Raw genomic sequence first — 16,375 nt, 5'->3', positions numbered from 1 at the left:
ACATCCACCGCGCGGTGCTGCGGCCTAGCATCAGCGTTCTTCCGTTCGAATGCCGATTGCCCATGCCCTCCTTGCTCCATACCGGCCTGCTGGCCTGCCTGCTGCTCGGCGTCCCGGTCTTCGCCGCCGCGCAGGACGGCAAGACCGATTCCAAGCCCGACGCCAAGGCCGATGCCGTTGCGACCAAACCCGCGCCGTTGCCGGCCGATACCAGCGTGCGGCAAACCACGCGCCTGGCCGGACGCACGCTGAGTTACACCGCCAGCGTCGGCACGCTGCCGGTGCGCGATGCGCAGGGCAAGACCACTGGCGAAGTGGTGTTCACCGCCTACACCGTGGACGGCAAGGACCGCCCGGTCACCTTTGCCTTGAACGGCGGACCAGGTGCGGCGTCGGTCTATCTGAACATGGGCGCGATCGGGCCGAAGGTGGTCGGGTTCGGCGCCGAAGGCGACAGCGCGTCCGCGCCGGCGACCTTGCGCGACAATCCGGGCACCTGGCTGGACTTCACGGACCTGGTGTTCATCGACCCGGTCGGCACCGGCTTCAGCCGCGCGCTCATCGGCGAGGACGAAGCCAAGAAGCAGTTCTATAACCCGCAGGCCGACGTGGAATATCTCTCGCGCGTGATCTACGACTGGCTGCTGAAGAATCGCCGCCTGCAGACGCGCAAGTATCTGGTCGGCGAAAGCTATGGCGGCTTCCGCGGCCCGCGCATCACCCAGTATCTGCAGACCCGGCTCGGGGTTGCGATGAACGGCGTGGTGCTGGTCTCGCCGTTCCTCAACCCGACCCTGGACGACAACAGCGACGTCTCGCCGCTGGCGTGGATGCTGACCTTGCCGTCGATCGCCGCCGCGCACCTGGAGCGCCAGGGCCAGCTCAGCGACAGCGCGATGCGCCAGGTGATCGACTACACCCGCGGCGACTATGCGGTGGCGCTGATGAAAGGCCGCACCGACCCGCAGGCCACCGAGGCGATGCTGCAGCAGGTCACACGCATGACCGGGCTGGATCCGGCCTATGTACGCCGCTCCGGTGGACGCCTGGAAACCCAGGCCTACCTGCGCGAGGTGTTTCGCGACAAGGGCGAGCTGGGCAGCCGCTACGACGCCAACGTGACCGCCTTCGACCCCTTCCCCAACGATCCCACGCAGCGCGCCAGCGACCCGCTGCTGGACAGCATCATCGCGCCCACCACCACCGCGATGGTTGACTTCGTCACCCGGATCGTCGGCTGGAAGGTCGATGCCCGCTATCAGGCGATCAATTACGAGGTCAACTCGGCGTGGGACTGGGGCGACGAACTACGCAAGGGCGCGGTGACGCAGCTGCGCCAATCGGTGGCGATCGACCCCAAGCTGCGCGTGCTGATCGCGCACGGCTGGAACGATCTCTCCTGCCCGTTCATGGGCTCGGTGCTCACCGTGGATCAGATGCCGGCGATGGGCGACCCCACGCGCGTGCAGGTGCGCGAGTATCCCGGTGGCCACATGTTCTACAACCGCGCCGACAGCCAGGCCGCCTTCCGTCGCGACGTCAAGGCGATGTACGAAACGCGCTGAGCGCAGGCAACGCCGGGCGTACTCGCTACGCCTGGCGATGGACCAACCGCGTCGTGACGCTCAGACCGCGCCGGGCTCGGTCGCTTTGACGTTCCAGCCCAGCCCCTGGTAAAGCCGATACCGCGCGATGCCCAGGTATTCGTGCAGGGCGACATCGGCCAGGGTGAAGTTGTAGCTCTGCGGCAGGATCGACCAGGAGGCGGTCAGCCAGTCGGCGCGCACCGGAATGGCATCGATCCCGAAATGCCGGAAATACAGCGCGGCACGACGCAGATGCGTGGCCGAGGACACCAGCACGACGCGGTCGGGCCGGTGCGCGCGCAGCAAGGGTTGACTGAACTGCGCGTTCTGCCAGGTGTTCATGCTGGACGGCTCCATGATCAGATCCACCCGATCGATCCCCAGCCCGATCAACACGCGCTGATACACCACCGCCTCCGACAGGCCCAGGCCGCGCGCATCGCCGCCGCTGATCTCGATCTTGCACTCGCCGCCGCTGTGTCGGCATTGCCGGTACAGCCGCGCCGATTCGACGATGCGCCCATAGGCGAACAAGTTGGCTTCGGCCACCGCGTCGCGGCCTTCCGGGCGCACGGTGCCGGCGCCCAGCAGCACGATGACGTTGCGCCCGCCCCATCCGTTGAAATCGTTGACCCCGGTACGTTGCAGGTTCTGCAGCATCCACGATGGCAGCGGCCCGCAGCCGACCGCGAACACCAGCGCCAGGCTTGCGCCGGCCAGCGTGCGCGAGAACCGACGCAGGCCGCGACGGTCGATCAACCAGGCCAAGCCGAACAACACGCACACCAGGGCAAGCATCATCGCGGAAGGTTCTCACTCAGCACGCGCAGGCAGCCCGGTCACGGCAGATCCCTTGCGCAATAACGCCGCAGCGTGACAGCGGCGCGTGACCGCACCGCGACACCGGCTCAGGTCCAGCCGAACAGCTCGAACATCGTCAGGATCAGGTATGCCACACCGCCGGCAGCGGGGATGGTGAGAATCCATGCCCATACGATGCGCTCGATCACGCCCAACCGCAGCGAGCGCGGATTCTTGGCAAAACCCACGCCCATGATCGCGGTGGAAATGCTGTGGGTGGTGGAGACCGGCATGCCGAAATGCGCCGCGACGGTGAGCACGGTGGCCGAGCTGGTTTCGGCGGCAAAGCCGTGGATGGGATGCAGCTTGACCATCTTGTGGCCGAGCGTCTTGATGATCTTCCAGCCGCCCGAGGCGGTGCCGGCGGCCATCACCACCGCGCAGGTCAGCACGATCCACATCGGGATGCCGTCGCCGGCGGCCAGGCCAGTGCCCGGATGCAGGAACGCCAGCCAGCTGGGCAGGTTGTCCAGCGCACCGGCCGACTGCGCGCCGATCAACGTCATCGCGATGATGCCCATGGTCTTCTGCGCATCGTTGTGGCCATGGGCGTAGCCCATGTAGGCGGCCGAGGCGATCTGCGCCTTGCCGAAGAACGCATTGACCCAGCGCGGACGCGCCAGCCGCCCGATCGGGCCACCGAGCCGCGACATGCCGGCGATGATGGCCCACAGCAGCACCATCACCACGATACCGAGCAAAAAACCGGCGATCGGCGAGGTGATCATCGGCACGAACACCTTCCACAACAGGCCCTTGTTCTTGGCCCAGTTGCCGACGCTTTCCGACCAGATCAAGGCATCCCAGTTGTTGTGCGCGGCAGCCAGGCCGGCGCCGCACAGACCGCCGATCAGCGCATGCGACGACGACGACGGCAGGCCCTTCCACCAGGTGATCAGGTTCCAGATGATGCCGCCCAGCAACGCGCACAGGATCACCTGCGGGGTGACCTCGACCACGTTGGTGTTGAGCAGGCCCGAGGCGATGGTCAACGCCACCGCGGTACCGGTCAGGGCGCCGATCAGGTTCATGCCGGCGGCCAGCATCACCGCCCAACCCGGTGACAGCACCTTGGTGGCGACGACGGTGGCGATGGAATTGGCGGTGTCGTGAAAGCCGTTGATGAACTCGAACACCAATGCGGCCAGGATCACCACCAGAACAAGGGTAAGCACGCGGCGACCTCAGCTGTTCTTCAACACGATCTGGTACACCACCACCCCTGCCTCGCGGCAACGGTCGATGGCTTTTTCCAGGATCTCGAAGAACTCCTTGAGCAGAAACATCTGCAGCGTGTCCAGGCGACCGGAATAGATGTCGCGGTACAGCTCGAGCATCAGGCGGTCGGCCTCGTTTTCCAGCGTGCGCAGCTTGTCGTTGAGCGCAGTCATGCGATCGATGTTCATCTGCGGCAGGTCGGTCACCATCTCCACCACCACCGCAGCGGCCTGTTCCAGCATCGCCGCGCGTGGGGCGAAGTCGATGTGTTCCAGGTGTTTGGTGGCCAGCGAATAGCGGTCGGCGAATTTTTCGACCTGCTTGGGGATCTTGTACAGCGCCGAGCCCAGCGCTTCGATGTCTTCGCGCTCGATCGGGGTCATGAAGCTGTCCACCAGCGCCTGGCCGATCTTGTCGGAGGCGGCGCGTTCGCGCAGGCGGGCCAGCTTGAAGGCGTCCAGCGCCGGTTGCCGGTCGGACGTGCGCATCATGGCGTGCAACGCCTTGGTGCTGTCGTAGGCGGCCTGCGCCGCTTCGTTCAGAAGCGCATAGAACTGCTTGCCGGAGCCGAAGATGGTCTGCAACGAGAACATGGGTGGGGAACTTCCTGCCGTCGAGGGAGAGACGGGCGCCAAGGGCGAATTATGACCGTTCCATGACCTGTCTGGGTATATCGGCGCCGCGCGCGGCCTTCACGCCGGCATTTCCCGGCTCGAATCACCCTGCAATTTGCTAACATGCCCCCGCGCCTTCGGGCGCACCCTATGGAAGACGACCCTATATTTCCCCGTTGCCGCCCCGCCTTCTCGCGCGCCGGCCAACCCCGTGCTTGCCCGCCCTCCCCTTCACTGACCGGGGAAGACGCCCGTGGTTGAGTTTCTGATCGTCATCGCACTGATCGTGTTGAACGGCTTCTTCGCCATGTCGGAGATGTCGTTGATGACCTCGCGCAAGAGCCGCCTGAAGCAGATGGCCGGTTCCAGCAAGCGCGCCGCGCGGGCCTTGGCACTGGCCGAGAGCCCCGAGAACTTCCTGTCTACGGTCCAGATCGGCATCACCTCGATCGGCATCCTGACCGGCCTGTTCGGCGGCGAAGCCATCGGCGAGGCGATCGGCGAACGGCTGCAGCTGGCCTTCCCCGCGCTGTCGGCCACTTTTTCGCTGGTTGGCGATCCCAAACCGTATTCGGCGGTGATCGGCAGCACCCTGGCAGTGGCCCTGATCACCTTTCTGACGCTGATCTTCGGCGAGCTGGTGCCCAAGCGGCTGGCATTGCGCAATTCCGAGGACATCGCCGGCTTTGTCGCGGTGCCGATGACCTGGCTGGCCAAGATCGCCGCGCCGGGGGTGTGGGTGCTGGCGCGCTCCACCCGGCTGGTACTGCGTCTGCTCGGCATGGGCAAGGACGAATCGGCCTCGATCACCGAAGAAGAGATCCGCATGCTGGTGGCCGAAAGCCACGAGGCCGGCGTGATCGATGCGCACGAGCGCGACATGATGAACCGGGTGATGCGGCTGGGCGATCGCACTGCCGATAGCCTGATGACGCCGCGCAACCGTATCGCCTGGCTGGATGCCAATGCCGAGCCCGAACGCAATCTGCTGGTGATGCGCGAGCACGAGTTCTCGCGTTACCCGGTGTACCGCGGCAGCGACCAGGACATTGCCGGCGTGCTGGAAGTCAAATCGCTGGTCACGCGCCTGGGCGGGCACGGCGAGAACCTGTTCCAGGCACTGCGCGATACCTTGTTCGTCTCCGAATCCACGCATGCGATGAAGCTGCTGGAGATCTTCCGCGAAGAACAGCAGTCGATGGCGCTGGTGGTGGACGAATACGGCGAAATCCGCGGATTGGTGACCATCAGCGACCTGATGGGCGCGGTGGTCGGACGTCTGCAGGCGGTGGAAAACACCGACGAAGACGCGCTGGTGGTAACCCGCGCCGACGGCTCGCTGCTGATCGACGGTTCGCTGCCGGTGGAAGAATTGCGCGAAGTGCTGGGCGCCGAACTGCCGGAAGCCGACGAAGGCGATTACCACACGCTGGCCGGGCTGTGCATTTACTACTTCGGCCGCATTCCGCAGGCCGGTGAGTTCTTCGATTGGGCCGGTTGGCGCATCGAGATCGTGGACCTGGATGGCGCACGTGTGGACAAGCTGCTGTTGAGCCGCATCGGCGACGAGGGCAGCGATGACATCGTCGGATAACGGCGCCCCGCCATCCGACGCATCCGGCGGCGAGCAGATGCGGTACCGCAATGAAGGCATCCGCAGCTTGCTGGCCGCCTTCAGCGACGGCGACCCGGAGCACGTGCTGCGGGTGCGCGACATCCTCGCCGACCTGCAGCAGAGCGCGTTCGGGGTGTTCTTGTTCCTGGCGATCCTGCCTTCTTTCATCCCGATCCCGGGAGTGGCTGGCGGCATCAGCGGTCCGCTGACGGTGCTGATCGGGGTGCAGATGATGTGCTGCCTGCGCAAGCCGTGGGTGCCAGGTTTCATCGGCGAACGTGGGCCGCGGCGACGCACCAGCCAGCGCTTCGTGGCGAAACTGGCACCGACGCTGCAGCGACTGGATCGCCTGCTCAAGCCGCGTCTGCACGGCATGCTCGATCGGATACCGGCGCAGGTGTTCACCGGGCTGCTGCTGGTGCTGGTCGGTATCCTGCTGACGCTGCCGATCCCGTTTACCAACTACCTGTTCGGCCTGATCCTGTTGCTGTTCGCGCTGGCCTTGCTGGAGCGCGATGGCGCCCTGATGCTGGCTGGCTGGGCGGCGGCACTGGTATCGATCGCCGTGTTCGGCATCACGTCGGATCAATTGGTGGATCTGATTCGCGGGTGGTGGCCGGTGGCCTGGCGTTGAGTTCCACCGTCGAGTGCGCAGCGGTTGCGCTTGTCGGCACTGACTGATCACGCTTCACGCTGGAACGTGGGTACAGCTTTTTCGCTGGCGAAAGCCGGTTGGGACTGTCGGTCGAACGTCGAGGTCGCTGGCCGACGTACCCCCCCCCCAACCCGTCTAGCAGGAGAAGGGCTAAAGCGCTTGGCGCGCAGTTGGGCGATCCTGGGTGCGGTAGTACGTGATACGCGCCATGCGGACTGCGTTGCGTTGGGGGCGACACATCGCACCACATGCGGACCAGGGAATCTTGCGGCGATGCGTTTTCGCCGCAGTTGGAAGGACCGGTCGTGTGGAGCGCCCGATCCAAAGCCAAGCCCTGGTAATCAGATCGGGACTTGGCGCTTACGCCAGGGTCTTGCTTACTTCAGATCGACCACGCGGTTGTCCGAGAGGCTGGCAGTATCGTCGGTGACGGCAGCCATGACGAAGTACAGCGCCTTGCCGAGCAGGCCGCTGGGGCCGTCCCAATACTCTGCCGACTCGGCGCGCACGTGAATCAGGCGCAGGTTGGGGTCGTCCTTGCCGCCGGGGAAAAACACCTTCATTGCCGGCGACCACAGCTCATCGATCTTGGCGCGGTCGTGCACCACGCGGGCGGTGCCTGCGACCGACACATAGGTGTTCCTGGACGCCGAGGCGTAGGCCACGTTGACGCGCGGGTCGGCGGCGATCTCCGACACCTTGGGGCTGTCGGCTGCGGTGGCGAACCACAGGTCGCCATCGAATTCGACTTCCTGCGTGCCCAGCGGGCGGCTCACCAACTTGCCGTCTGCCGAGACGGTGGTGAACATCGCAATGTCCACGCCGCGAATCAATTCCGCCAACTGCTTGATGCTCTCGCTACGTTCCTGAAGTTGCATGCGTCTGTTCCCGATGGAGATGCACGCATCTGAGCGGATTGCCGCGCAAAGCGACGTGAATCACGCGATGGTCACGTCCAGCTCGCGCACCGCTTCGGCTGCGATCCCGAACGAGCGCAGGCGCGCGGCATGGTCGTAGATGTTGGCGGTGAACAACAGCTCGTCCGGCGCGTGGCGCTCGATGAAGGCGGCCACGCCCTGCGCAATCTGCTCGGCATCGCCGAGCACGGTGCACGCCAGGGCGCGCTCCACGCCGACACGCTCATGCGGCTGCCAGAAGCTGTCGATGTCGTCGATGGGCGGCGGAATCTTGCCGGGCTTGCCGCGGCGCAAATTGACGAAACTCTGCTGCTGGGTAGTGAACAAACGACGCGCCTGCGCTTCGGTCTCCGCTGCCACCACATTCAAGGCCAGCATCACGTGCGGCTTGGCCAGTTGCGCGGACGGGCGGAATTCGCGGCGGTAGATCGCCACCGCCTCGTCCATCGCGTCGGGCGCGAAGTGCGAGGCGAACGCAAACGACAACCCCATCGCGGCAGCCAAGCGCGCACTGAACAGGCTGGACCCGAGCAGCCACACCGGCACATCGAGTCCGGCACCGGGAACGGCCTGCACCAGCTGCCCTGGTACGGCAGGGGCGAAGTAACGCAGCAACTCGGCCACGTCCTGCGGAAACTGGTCCGCGCTGTCGAAATAGCGGCGCAATGCGCGCGCGGTCGGTTGGTCGGTACCAGGCGCGCGGCCCAGGCCCAAGTCGATGCGCTGCGGATACAACGAGGCAAGCGTGCCGAACTGTTCGGCCACCTGCAGCGGCGCATGATTGGGCAGCATGATGCCGCCGGAACCGACGCGGATGGTCCTGGTGCCGCCGGCGACGTGTCCGATCAACACTGCCGTGGCGGCGCTGGCAATGCCGGGCATGTTGTGGTGCTCGGCCAACCAATACCGGTGATAGCCCCAGCGCTCGGCGTGTTGCGCCAGATCGAGCATGTTGGCGAAGGCGTGGGTGGTGTCGCTGCCTTCGCAGACGGGCGCCAGGTCGAGCACGGAAATGGGCGTCATCGGACGGCTCCGGAACTAAGTGATGGGCAAGAGATGGGGCTGCCCGCAGCGCATTGCCAGCTGCCGGTCTGACGCTGAGAGGATTACAGCATTCCAGCAGCCGAACACCGGCCGTGGCCCGGACCTGCGCCACCGAGCGTGGCTGGCACACCCATCGCGAGCAGCCGTCGGGGGCTGGGACGGCGCAAGAGCCGGCGCGCGCGCGCGGTTGATGCCGCATCGGGCATCGGCCGCGCCTACCTGGCAGCGGTAGCGTCGTTCTGTTGACTGCTCCAGGCTCGGCTGGCCGCGCCGCTGCAGCAGATGCACCGACCAGGGCGCGAACACGTCGACGGTGCCACGAAGGGCCGGCGCTGGCGGATCGGGCCGCTGGCTATGATGCGGGCTAACCTGACAATGCGACACGACCATGGCGATGAGCGCCCCCGCTACCCCTGACGCCAGTGCCGCACAGATCGCCGCGCGCATCGATCGACTGCCGGCCAGCGCAACGCTGTGGCGGCTGGTCGGGCTGCTCGCGCTGGGCGGGTTCTTCGAGCTGTACGACCTGTTCCAGACCGCCTACATCAGCCCCGGGCTGATTGCCGACGGCATTTTTGCCCAGGGGGCCGATGGCGTCTTCGGCATGTCCGACCAGGCGGCCTTCGCTGCGGCCACGTTTGTCGGCCTGTTCGTCGGTGCCGCTCTGTTGAGCCCGTTCGCCGATCGCTTCGGCCGCCGCCTGGTATTCACCTTCGCGCTGGTCTGGTACACCGCGGCAACCGTGGCGATGGGCCTGCAAAGCACCGCGACCGGCGTCATCGTGCTGCGCTTTGTGGTGGGTATCGGGCTGGGCATCGAGCTGGTGACCATCGACACCTACCTGTCCGAGCTGGTGCCGCGGCACATGCGCAGCGCGGCGTTTGCGTTCGCCTTCTTCGTGCAGTTTCTGGCGGTCCCCACGGTGGCCCTGACCGCCTGGCTGCTGGTGCCGCAAGCGCCGCTGGGAATCAGCGGCTGGCGCTGGGTGGTGTTGCTGAGCGGCGTGTTTGCATTGGCGATCTGGTGGTTGCGCAGCCGCTTGCCGGAATCGGCGCGCTGGCTTGCCGCGCAGGGACGCCATGCCGAAGCCGATGCGGTGCTGGGGCAACTGGAGGCGCTCTGCGTGCGCGATATCGGCGGACCCTTGCCCGCGCCGCAACTGGCTGTCGCGGCGCCTGCCGCTCAGGCGAGGGTGTCGGCCTTGTGGCGGGCGCCCTATCGCAGGCGCATCGGCATGCTGGTGGTGTTCCACGTGTTTCAGGCCATCGGTTTCTTCGGCTTCGGCAACTGGTTGCCGGCGCTGATTGCCGCGCAGGGCACTGGGGTGACCAAGAGCCTGGGCTATTCGTTTGCGATCTCGCTGGCCTACCCGCTTGCGCCGCTGCTGTTGCTGCGCTTTGCGCAACGCTGGGAAAACAAGTGGCAGATCACCGCCTCGGCGCTGGGCGCGGTGTTGTTTGGCGTGCTGTTTTCGCTGCAGCACCAGGCCATCGGCATGGTGCTGTGCGGGGCGATGATCGCGTTCTGCAATGCCTGGATGAGTTTTGCCTACCACGGCTATCAGGCCGAGTTGTTCCCCACCGGCTTGCGTGCGCGGGCGGTGGGATTTTGCTACTCGTTCAGCCGTCTGGCCACGGCAGTGAGCAGCGTATTGATCGGCTGGCTGCTTGCGCAGGTCGGCAGCCATGGCGTGCTGATGTTCATCGTGATCAGCATGTCGATCGTCGCAGGTGTGATCGCCGTGTTCGGGCCGCGCACACGCGATCGTGCGCTGGAGGAGATTGCCGGCTAGCGCCCTTGCGCGGCGCTGACAGGCCGGCGATGCACGCGGCTCACGCGCCGAGGCGCGTCGTCAGGGCGGCGCGCCTGCCCTGCGGCTGCAGGAGCGGTGTCTGTCCAAGTGCGACGGTGCGATCGGCTACCGAGGCCAGGCTGGTGCGATGGGAGACCACCACCAGCACGGTATGCGGCAGACGCTGCCGCACCGTGCACAGCAGCTGATGTTCGGCCTGCGCATCGAGTGCGCTGGTCGCCTCGTCCAGCACCGCCAGGGTCGGCGCGCGCAGCAGCACCTGCGCCAACAGCAGACGTTGCAGCTCGCCACCGGACAGGCGGCTCTCCGGGCCGTTGATGGCCGTCAGCAGGCCACGGCCGTCGCGCTGCAGACGCGCGTGCAGCCCGACGTCGGCCAGTACCTGCCACATGCGGGGCTCGGTGGTCCCTGGCGACGCCCACTCCAGGCAGTCGCGCACCGTGCGCTGCCAGGGGCGCACGCCCTGGCCGATGTAGGCGCTGTGCCGGATCAGCTGCCGGTAAGCGGCGAAATCCAGCCGGCGCCCCCCCATGTGCGCATCGAACGCTGCAGGCGGCGTCTGACCGGAGAGCACGTCCATCAAGCTGCTCTTGCCGACACCGGAGGGCCCGACGATCAAGGTCATTTCTCCGGGCACCAGCAGCAGCGGGCCGATATCCAGCGCAGGCAGCGGCGCTGCCAGTTCGACGCGTTCGACATGCAGCGCAGCCGGCAGCGGCGGCGCGGCCTCGGCCGATGCCTGCATGCGCGTCGACCCGAGATCCACATGGCGCCGCCATAGCTGCAGCGCCGGCCAGGCAGAACGCAATTGCTGCACGCTCTGCCGCGTGGTGACCAGATACGGCAACAGCCGGCCGAGCAGCAGGCTGACCGTGATCAGCGCGGCGCGGTCGGCACCCTGCCACAGATTGGCCAGCACCAGAATGCCGGCGATTGCGGCCACGGCGATCAGCTCCAGGATCAGCCGGCTGCTGGCCACCAGCTGCTGCTGCTGTGCGTAGCCCCGCCCCAATCGCGTGGAAATGTGTTCGTAATGCCGCGTTTCGACCTCTTCGCGCTGAAACGACCGCACGTGGCGCAGGCGTCTGGGAAAATCTTCGCTCAACCAGAACAGCTGCGTCATGTCGGCCACATAGTCGCGGCTGATGCGTGCCTGCGCATCGCTACTGGACAGGCGCACACCCAGCCAGGCCAGCACCAACAACAGCGGGATGGCAAACAGCAGCGCAGGTGCGATCAGCACGGCAATGCACAGGCTGACCACTGCGGTAATCCCTGCCACCAGCAACTGCAGCACGGCGCTGAAGCCTTGCGTGGCGATCTCGATGTTGTAGGTGAGCACATTGGCGATTTCGGCCGAACTGGCACCTGCCAGCGCCGGCAACGGCGCATCGATCAATGCGGCATGCACGCGCCCGCGCAGACCCACGGCATAGCGGCTGGTCAGGCGAGCGGCCAGGCGTGCGACCCACCAGCGCAGGCCGGCGAACAACAGGCTCACCATCACGAACAGGCTTGCCTGTGTCGGCAGCCCGCCCGGCAATGCGAGTCGGTAGCCGGCCAACTGCACGCTGTGGCCGGGTTGCACCAGCGGCAGCAGGCACACCGCGACGATGCTGCCCACGCACGCGGCGGCCAGCGACAGCGCGACGTACAGCGCGACAGCCGGCAGGTCTGCGGGCACCAGCGTGTCGGCAAAGCTGTGCAGCGCCGCTCGAATCCGGCCGCCATGTGCGGGCTTATGCATCTGCTGCACCGCATGCCTGATGCGCTGCTGGATCCGCCACACGCGGCAGGCGCGGCGCGTGCGCAATGGCGCAGGCTGTCATCGCAACACCTGCAGCACGGCCTCCACCGAGGCGTGCGGGTGCGCGCCGCGGCGCAGGGTGAACATGCCCAGCTGCTGCACCTGCGCAACAAAACGCAGCCAGCCGGGCTGACCGGCTGCGTACGGCTGGTCGCGTGCCAGGCACTCGGCAATCTGCGTCACCGGCACCGGCGCCAAGACGGGTGCGGAGGTATCGGCAGGCTGGCTGGACAACATCAGCACTGCACTCAACTGCAACGGCGTGGGCGCAAGCGTGGCATGCCCGTGGCGAATGTCGACTTCGTACTTTTCCACGCCGCTGCGGCGCGCAATGGTGGGCGAGGCACTGATCCATGCGCGCGTCCGCGCATCGAGCAACCCGAGCGATTCCGGCCGCAGATGCAGAAAGTTGGCCACACCGGTGGTCAGCAGACTGTCCGCTGCCACGAATACACCGTCTTCGGCAATGAATTCCAGGCCGTGCAGCAGACTGTGCAGCGCCAGCGTGGATTTGCCCGCACCGCTGGCGCCCAGCAACAGCGCGCAGCGACCGTGGCGGCCAACGCAGGCGCCATGCAAGGGCACCAGACCGATGCCGCGCGCGGCAAGCAGGAACACCGCAAACTCGATGAGTTCGTAGCGCACGTGATACGCGTGCGCCAGCATGTCCTCGGACACCATCAGCATCGCGCGACGCTCGGGCACCGAGAGCATCAGGTAATTGCAGTCATCCATGACGCCGCAGACCAGCCCGCCAACCGCGTGCGTGCGTACCGGCGGCGGCACACCGACCACTGCGCCCGGCGTGCGTGGCACCAGATCCAGCGTGAGATGGAACTGCGGCGCTGCAGGCAGGCAATGCGCCGGCAGGCCCGCGTATGCGGCATCGACCAGCGCCAGCAACGCCTCGCTGTCGCTATGAAAGTGGAAAAGTGCACCCAGGATCTGCCGCTGCACGCTGAAGCGCCGCGAATGCTGCTCGCCGAACGGGTCTGCCGCGCCCGTGTCCGGCGCGGGCGTCCTCGGCGGAACCACGCCCGCGCGTTCGCTCACCGGCATGTGTTGCGCCCACGCAGCCGACTGCGGCATGCCTGTCATCCATTGCGTTGATCAACCCGTGTGTGCGCTGTGCATGGCGAAAGGTTGCATCGGCGCATGCGCTGAACTGCCGCAACACATCGACGCTGGAGCGCAACGCGATGGCGCAACCAAAGGCGCCTGCGTGCGCACCTACTGCCGAGCCGAATGCCGGTGTCTGCGCACGCTACCGCTGCGCGTCATCTGGCAACAGAACGAGAGCCTTGTGCAGATGCTAAAGATCCAGGTCAGTCATTCGTATTTCCTGCGTTACGACCCGAAACAATGGGAACGCGGCAAGCCGTATCCGCCGCTGGCTACCTTGCAGATTGCCGCGTTGCTGCGCGAGCGCGGGCACGCGCTGAGCCTGTTCGACGCCATGCTCGCCGACGACGTGGAGGACTATGCCGGCGCGCTGCATGAGGCACAGCCGGACCTGGTGGTGTTCTACGAGGACAACTTCAACTTTCTCACCAAGATGTGCCTGAGCCGGATGCGCGACGCAGCCTGCCGCATGATCGGGCAGGCACGCGCCGCCGGGTGCCGTGTGCTGGTGGCGGGCTCGGACGCCTCCGACAACCCCGATGTGTTTCTGGCCGCCGGCGCACATGCGGTCTTGATCGGCGAAGGCATCGCGCCGCTGATCGAGCTGATCGAGCGGTTGGAAAGCGCACCGCAACTCGATGACCAGGCCTGGCTGGCCGGCGTTGCGCGCATTGCCACCAGCGACCCTGTCGCGGCACGCGCGCACCCGGGCGCGCAGCCACCGGATGCACGCCTGAGCGGGCTGCCTGCCTGGGATCTGGTCGACATGCCGCGCTATCGGCAGTTCTGGCAGCAACGGCATGGCTATTTCAGCTTGAACATGGCGGCTTCGCGCGGCTGCCCGTTCCGTTGCAACTGGTGCGCCAAGCCGATCTGGGGCAACCATTACAAACGCCGCGGCGCCGAAGACGTGGCTGCGGAGATGATTCATCTCAAACGTCATTTCCAACCCGACCACCTGTGGATGGCCGACGACATCTTCGGCTTCCATATCGATTGGGTCGAGACGTTCGCGCAACGCTTGAGCGAAGACGACGGCGCCATCCCGTTCACCATCCAGACCCGCGCCGATCTGGCCAGCGATCGCATGGCCGCCGCGCTGGCGCGTGCCGGTTGTGCGGAAGCCTGGATCGGTGCGGAAAGCGGCAGCCAGCGCATCCTCGACAAGATGACCAAGGGCACACAGGTGGTCGAGGTGATCGCTGCACGCCAACGGCTGGGCGCACACGGCATCCGCGTGGGTTTCTTCATCCAGCTGGGATATCTGGGCGAAGAACTCGACGACATTCTGGCCACGCGCGCATTGGTGACGCAGGCCAACCCGGACATCATCGGCGTCAGCGTGTCCTATCCCCTGCCCGGCACCAAGTTCTACGAAGAAGTGAAGAATCAGCTGGGCGGCAAGACGCATTGGCAGGACAGCGACGACCTGGCGATGATGTTCCATGGTGCCTACGACTCGGAGTTCTACCGCAGCGTACGCAATCTGCTGCATACACAGGTCGACCTGCAGCAGGCACGCCCGACGATGACGGCCGATGCTTTTTCGCAAGCGGACCAGCAGCTGGAAGCGCGCTGGGCCGCATTGATCGCCTCGGAACACCTCCACCGCACCGAGCCGCTCGCCACCCTGGCGGCGCGCCAGCCACGGCAACTGGAGACGGTACTGGTGGGCTGATCGAAGGCGGCAGCACGCGGATGCGTGCTCGCCAAGCGGTGGCCTGCGCGGGAGTCGGCCTGCGTCGCGCTCATGCCAGCCGAGTGATCAGCATCCAGCATCGACATTCCATTGACCCACCCTTTCGACCTTCCGGATCACCCGCATGCAGCCTTCGCTTCGTACCATCAGACATGGCCTGCACACCGCCACCGAGCAGTTGGCGCACGAGCTGGCACAGCCTGGCGACACTTCGCCGCAATGGGACCGATTGCAGTGGCAGCTGGCCGCGGCGGCGGCGGCGGCGCATGGCGTCTCGCCCTTGCTGCAGCGCCGCTCGTTGTGGCAGAACGCCGAATGGACTGCCTTTCTGAGCGAGCAGCGCAGCCATGTCGAAGACCGGCACCGGCGGATTGCGCTGCTGTTGACGCAGATCGATGCGGCCGCACGCAGCGCGGGCATCGCGCTGGTGGGACTCAAGGGCAGCGCCTTGCATCGGCTTGGCGTGTATCTGCCCGGCGATCGTCCAATGGCCGACATCGATCTGCTGGTGCAGCCGGATGACGCGCCTGCGACGGCGGCGCTGTTGTGCGGGCTCGGCTATGTGGCCTCGTTCGCACAATGGAAGCACCAGGCGTTCAAACCGCTGCAAGGCGATGCCGTTGCCGGCTTGGGCGAGCATCGCGACGCGCCGATCAACATCGAGCTGCATACGCGCATCCAGGAGCGTCTGCCTGTGCGCAGCGTGGAGATCACCACGCGGATCTGGCCGGAGCGCCCGCAGCCTGGTCTCAATCCCTACCCCACCATCGGCGCGTTGATGTGCCACCTGCTGCTGCATGCGGCCGGCGGCATCTGCCATCGCAGCATCCGCCTGATGCATCTGCACGATCTGGCCTTGCTGGCCACGCGCATGGGGCCGCGCGACTGGGAGGAGCTGTGGGAAGACCCGGCCGTCTCGCCGTGGTGGGCCTTGCCGCCGCTGTTGCTGCTGCAGCGCTACTACCGCGCCGTGGTGCCAGCGACGGTGATGGCGCGCCTGCATGCGCAGTGTCCGCGACTGCTGCGCATGCGGGCCGCCCGGCAGTCGCTGACCACCGCCTCGTGCTCGAACCTGTGGTTGTCTGCGCTACCGGGGATCGAGTGGTCGGGTTCGCTGCGCGAGGCGCGGCAGTACCTGCAGCAACGCGTGGTGCCGTCGGCGGAGGGCCGCAAGGAGCGGGCCGACATGCTGCAGACCCAGTTGTGGCTGCAGGACCAACCGTGGGTGCGCCAGACCCAGGCGCGCCGCCTGATGACCCGGCTGACCCGCCCCGTCCCACGCACCGACATGCTGTATGTGGTGCGTGCCGCGCTCGATGGGTATCTGCAGCCTGCGTAGGACTGCGTGGGTGTCCTGCAGAATGATGGGCCGGCGTGTGCCACCTGCGTCGGCGCGGACCGCGAGTCGGCATCGCGGCCTTGGC

At 66.4% G+C, this 16,375-nt stretch carries 12 protein-coding genes and 1 pseudogene; 6 read left to right on the top strand and 7 right to left on the bottom strand.

The genetic code is table 11. The annotated features are described in order from the left end of the window. The first annotated feature begins 62 nt into the window (after positions 1–62). Complete coding sequence (locus FHY18_RS10075) at positions 63–1,565, top strand: S10 family peptidase (RefSeq protein ID WP_259153851.1); 1,503 nt, start codon at positions 63–65, stop codon at positions 1,563–1,565. Between the two features lie 60 nt (positions 1,566–1,625). Here FHY18_RS10075 and FHY18_RS10070 read toward each other — a convergent pair whose 3' ends face one another. The 3 genes from FHY18_RS10070 to FHY18_RS10060 all read right to left on the bottom strand — a co-directional run bounded on the left by FHY18_RS10070 (position 1,626) and on the right by FHY18_RS10060 (position 4,258). After that, on the bottom strand, positions 1,626–2,387 hold the full coding sequence (locus FHY18_RS10070; RefSeq protein ID WP_259153850.1) for a YdcF family protein: 762 nt from the start codon (positions 2,385–2,387) through the stop codon (positions 1,626–1,628). Between the two features lie 107 nt (positions 2,388–2,494). Beyond that, complete coding sequence (locus FHY18_RS10065) at positions 2,495–3,622, bottom strand: inorganic phosphate transporter (protein WP_104611372.1); 1,128 nt, start codon at positions 3,620–3,622, stop codon at positions 2,495–2,497. Positions 3,623–3,631: 9 nt separating this feature from the next. Continuing rightward, a complete protein-coding gene (locus tag FHY18_RS10060; protein WP_005992439.1) occupies positions 3,632–4,258 on the bottom strand; it encodes a DUF47 family protein in 627 nt (208 codons plus the stop codon). Positions 4,259–4,532: 274 nt separating this feature from the next. On the opposite strand from FHY18_RS10060, the gene FHY18_RS10055 reads away from it, so the two are divergent. Further along, the gene (locus FHY18_RS10055; protein ID WP_259153848.1) at positions 4,533–5,873 is read left to right on the top strand and encodes a hemolysin family protein; all 1,341 of its coding nucleotides are present in this window, start codon (positions 4,533–4,535) and stop codon (positions 5,871–5,873) included. Further along, positions 5,857–6,528, top strand: a complete 672-nt coding sequence (locus FHY18_RS10050) for an exopolysaccharide biosynthesis protein (protein ID WP_259153846.1) — start codon at positions 5,857–5,859, stop codon at positions 6,526–6,528. The genes FHY18_RS10055 and FHY18_RS10050 overlap by 17 nt, the downstream gene beginning before the upstream one ends. A gap of 398 nt (positions 6,529–6,926) precedes the next feature. Here the strand turns inward: FHY18_RS10050 and FHY18_RS10045 are convergent, their stop codons facing one another. Further along, positions 6,927–7,427: a pyridoxamine 5'-phosphate oxidase family protein gene (locus FHY18_RS10045; RefSeq protein WP_259153843.1), complete on the bottom strand. Its 501-nt coding sequence runs from the start codon at positions 7,425–7,427 to the stop codon at positions 6,927–6,929. 60 nt (positions 7,428–7,487) lie between these two features. After that, positions 7,488–8,489, bottom strand: coding sequence for an LLM class flavin-dependent oxidoreductase (locus FHY18_RS10040; RefSeq protein ID WP_259153842.1), 1,002 nt, complete (start codon positions 8,487–8,489; stop codon positions 7,488–7,490). A gap of 409 nt (positions 8,490–8,898) precedes the next feature. Between FHY18_RS10040 and FHY18_RS10035 the strand changes: the two genes are divergently transcribed. Next, on the top strand, positions 8,899–10,302 hold the full coding sequence (locus tag FHY18_RS10035; protein ID WP_259153839.1) for an MFS transporter: 1,404 nt from the start codon (positions 8,899–8,901) through the stop codon (positions 10,300–10,302). A 40-nt stretch (positions 10,303–10,342) separates the two neighbouring features. On the opposite strand, the gene FHY18_RS10030 is transcribed toward FHY18_RS10035, so the two are convergent. Together FHY18_RS10030 and FHY18_RS10025 are read right to left on the bottom strand one after the other, a co-directional pair. Continuing rightward, on the bottom strand, positions 10,343–12,070 hold the full coding sequence (locus tag FHY18_RS10030) for an ABC transporter ATP-binding protein (RefSeq protein WP_259153838.1): 1,728 nt from the start codon (positions 12,068–12,070) through the stop codon (positions 10,343–10,345). A gap of 78 nt (positions 12,071–12,148) precedes the next feature. After that, on the bottom strand, positions 12,149–13,219 hold the full coding sequence (locus tag FHY18_RS10025) for a serine kinase (RefSeq protein WP_259153835.1): 1,071 nt from the start codon (positions 13,217–13,219) through the stop codon (positions 12,149–12,151). 156 nt (positions 13,220–13,375) lie between these two features. On the opposite strand from FHY18_RS10025, the pseudogene FHY18_RS10020 reads away from it, so the two are divergent. Then, positions 13,376–14,930, top strand: a pseudogene (locus FHY18_RS10020) (radical SAM protein). A gap of 145 nt (positions 14,931–15,075) precedes the next feature. Next, a complete protein-coding gene (locus tag FHY18_RS10015; RefSeq protein WP_259153834.1) occupies positions 15,076–16,290 on the top strand; it encodes a nucleotidyltransferase family protein in 1,215 nt (404 codons plus the stop codon). Positions 16,291–16,375 lie beyond the last annotated feature (85 nt).

Origin of the sequence: Xanthomonas sp. 3793 (genome assembly GCF_024806835.1) — a bacterium.
Lineage (GTDB): Bacteria > Pseudomonadota > Gammaproteobacteria > Xanthomonadales > Xanthomonadaceae > Xanthomonas > Xanthomonas arboricola_F.
This window is presented reverse-complemented; position numbering and strand designations above follow the sequence as displayed.

Coding starts and splice junctions, on each gene's coding strand:
- FHY18_RS10075 (WP_259153851.1), top strand. CDS start 63: ATGCCCTCCTTGCTCCATACCGGCCTGCTGGCCTGCCTGCTGCTCGGC.
- FHY18_RS10070 (WP_259153850.1), bottom strand. CDS start 2,387: ATGATGCTTGCCCTGGTGTGCGTGTTGTTCGGCTTGGCCTGGTTGATC.
- FHY18_RS10060 (WP_005992439.1), bottom strand. CDS start 4,258: ATGTTCTCGTTGCAGACCATCTTCGGCTCCGGCAAGCAGTTCTATGCG.
- FHY18_RS10050 (WP_259153846.1), top strand. CDS start 5,857: ATGACATCGTCGGATAACGGCGCCCCGCCATCCGACGCATCCGGCGGC.
- FHY18_RS10045 (WP_259153843.1), bottom strand. CDS start 7,427: ATGCAACTTCAGGAACGTAGCGAGAGCATCAAGCAGTTGGCGGAATTG.
- FHY18_RS10040 (WP_259153842.1), bottom strand. CDS start 8,489: ATGACGCCCATTTCCGTGCTCGACCTGGCGCCCGTCTGCGAAGGCAGC.
- FHY18_RS10035 (WP_259153839.1), top strand. CDS start 8,899: ATGGCGATGAGCGCCCCCGCTACCCCTGACGCCAGTGCCGCACAGATC.
- FHY18_RS10030 (WP_259153838.1), bottom strand. CDS start 12,070: ATGCATAAGCCCGCACATGGCGGCCGGATTCGAGCGGCGCTGCACAGC.
- FHY18_RS10025 (WP_259153835.1), bottom strand. CDS start 13,219: ATGCCGCAGTCGGCTGCGTGGGCGCAACACATGCCGGTGAGCGAACGC.
- FHY18_RS10015 (WP_259153834.1), top strand. CDS start 15,076: ATGCAGCCTTCGCTTCGTACCATCAGACATGGCCTGCACACCGCCACC.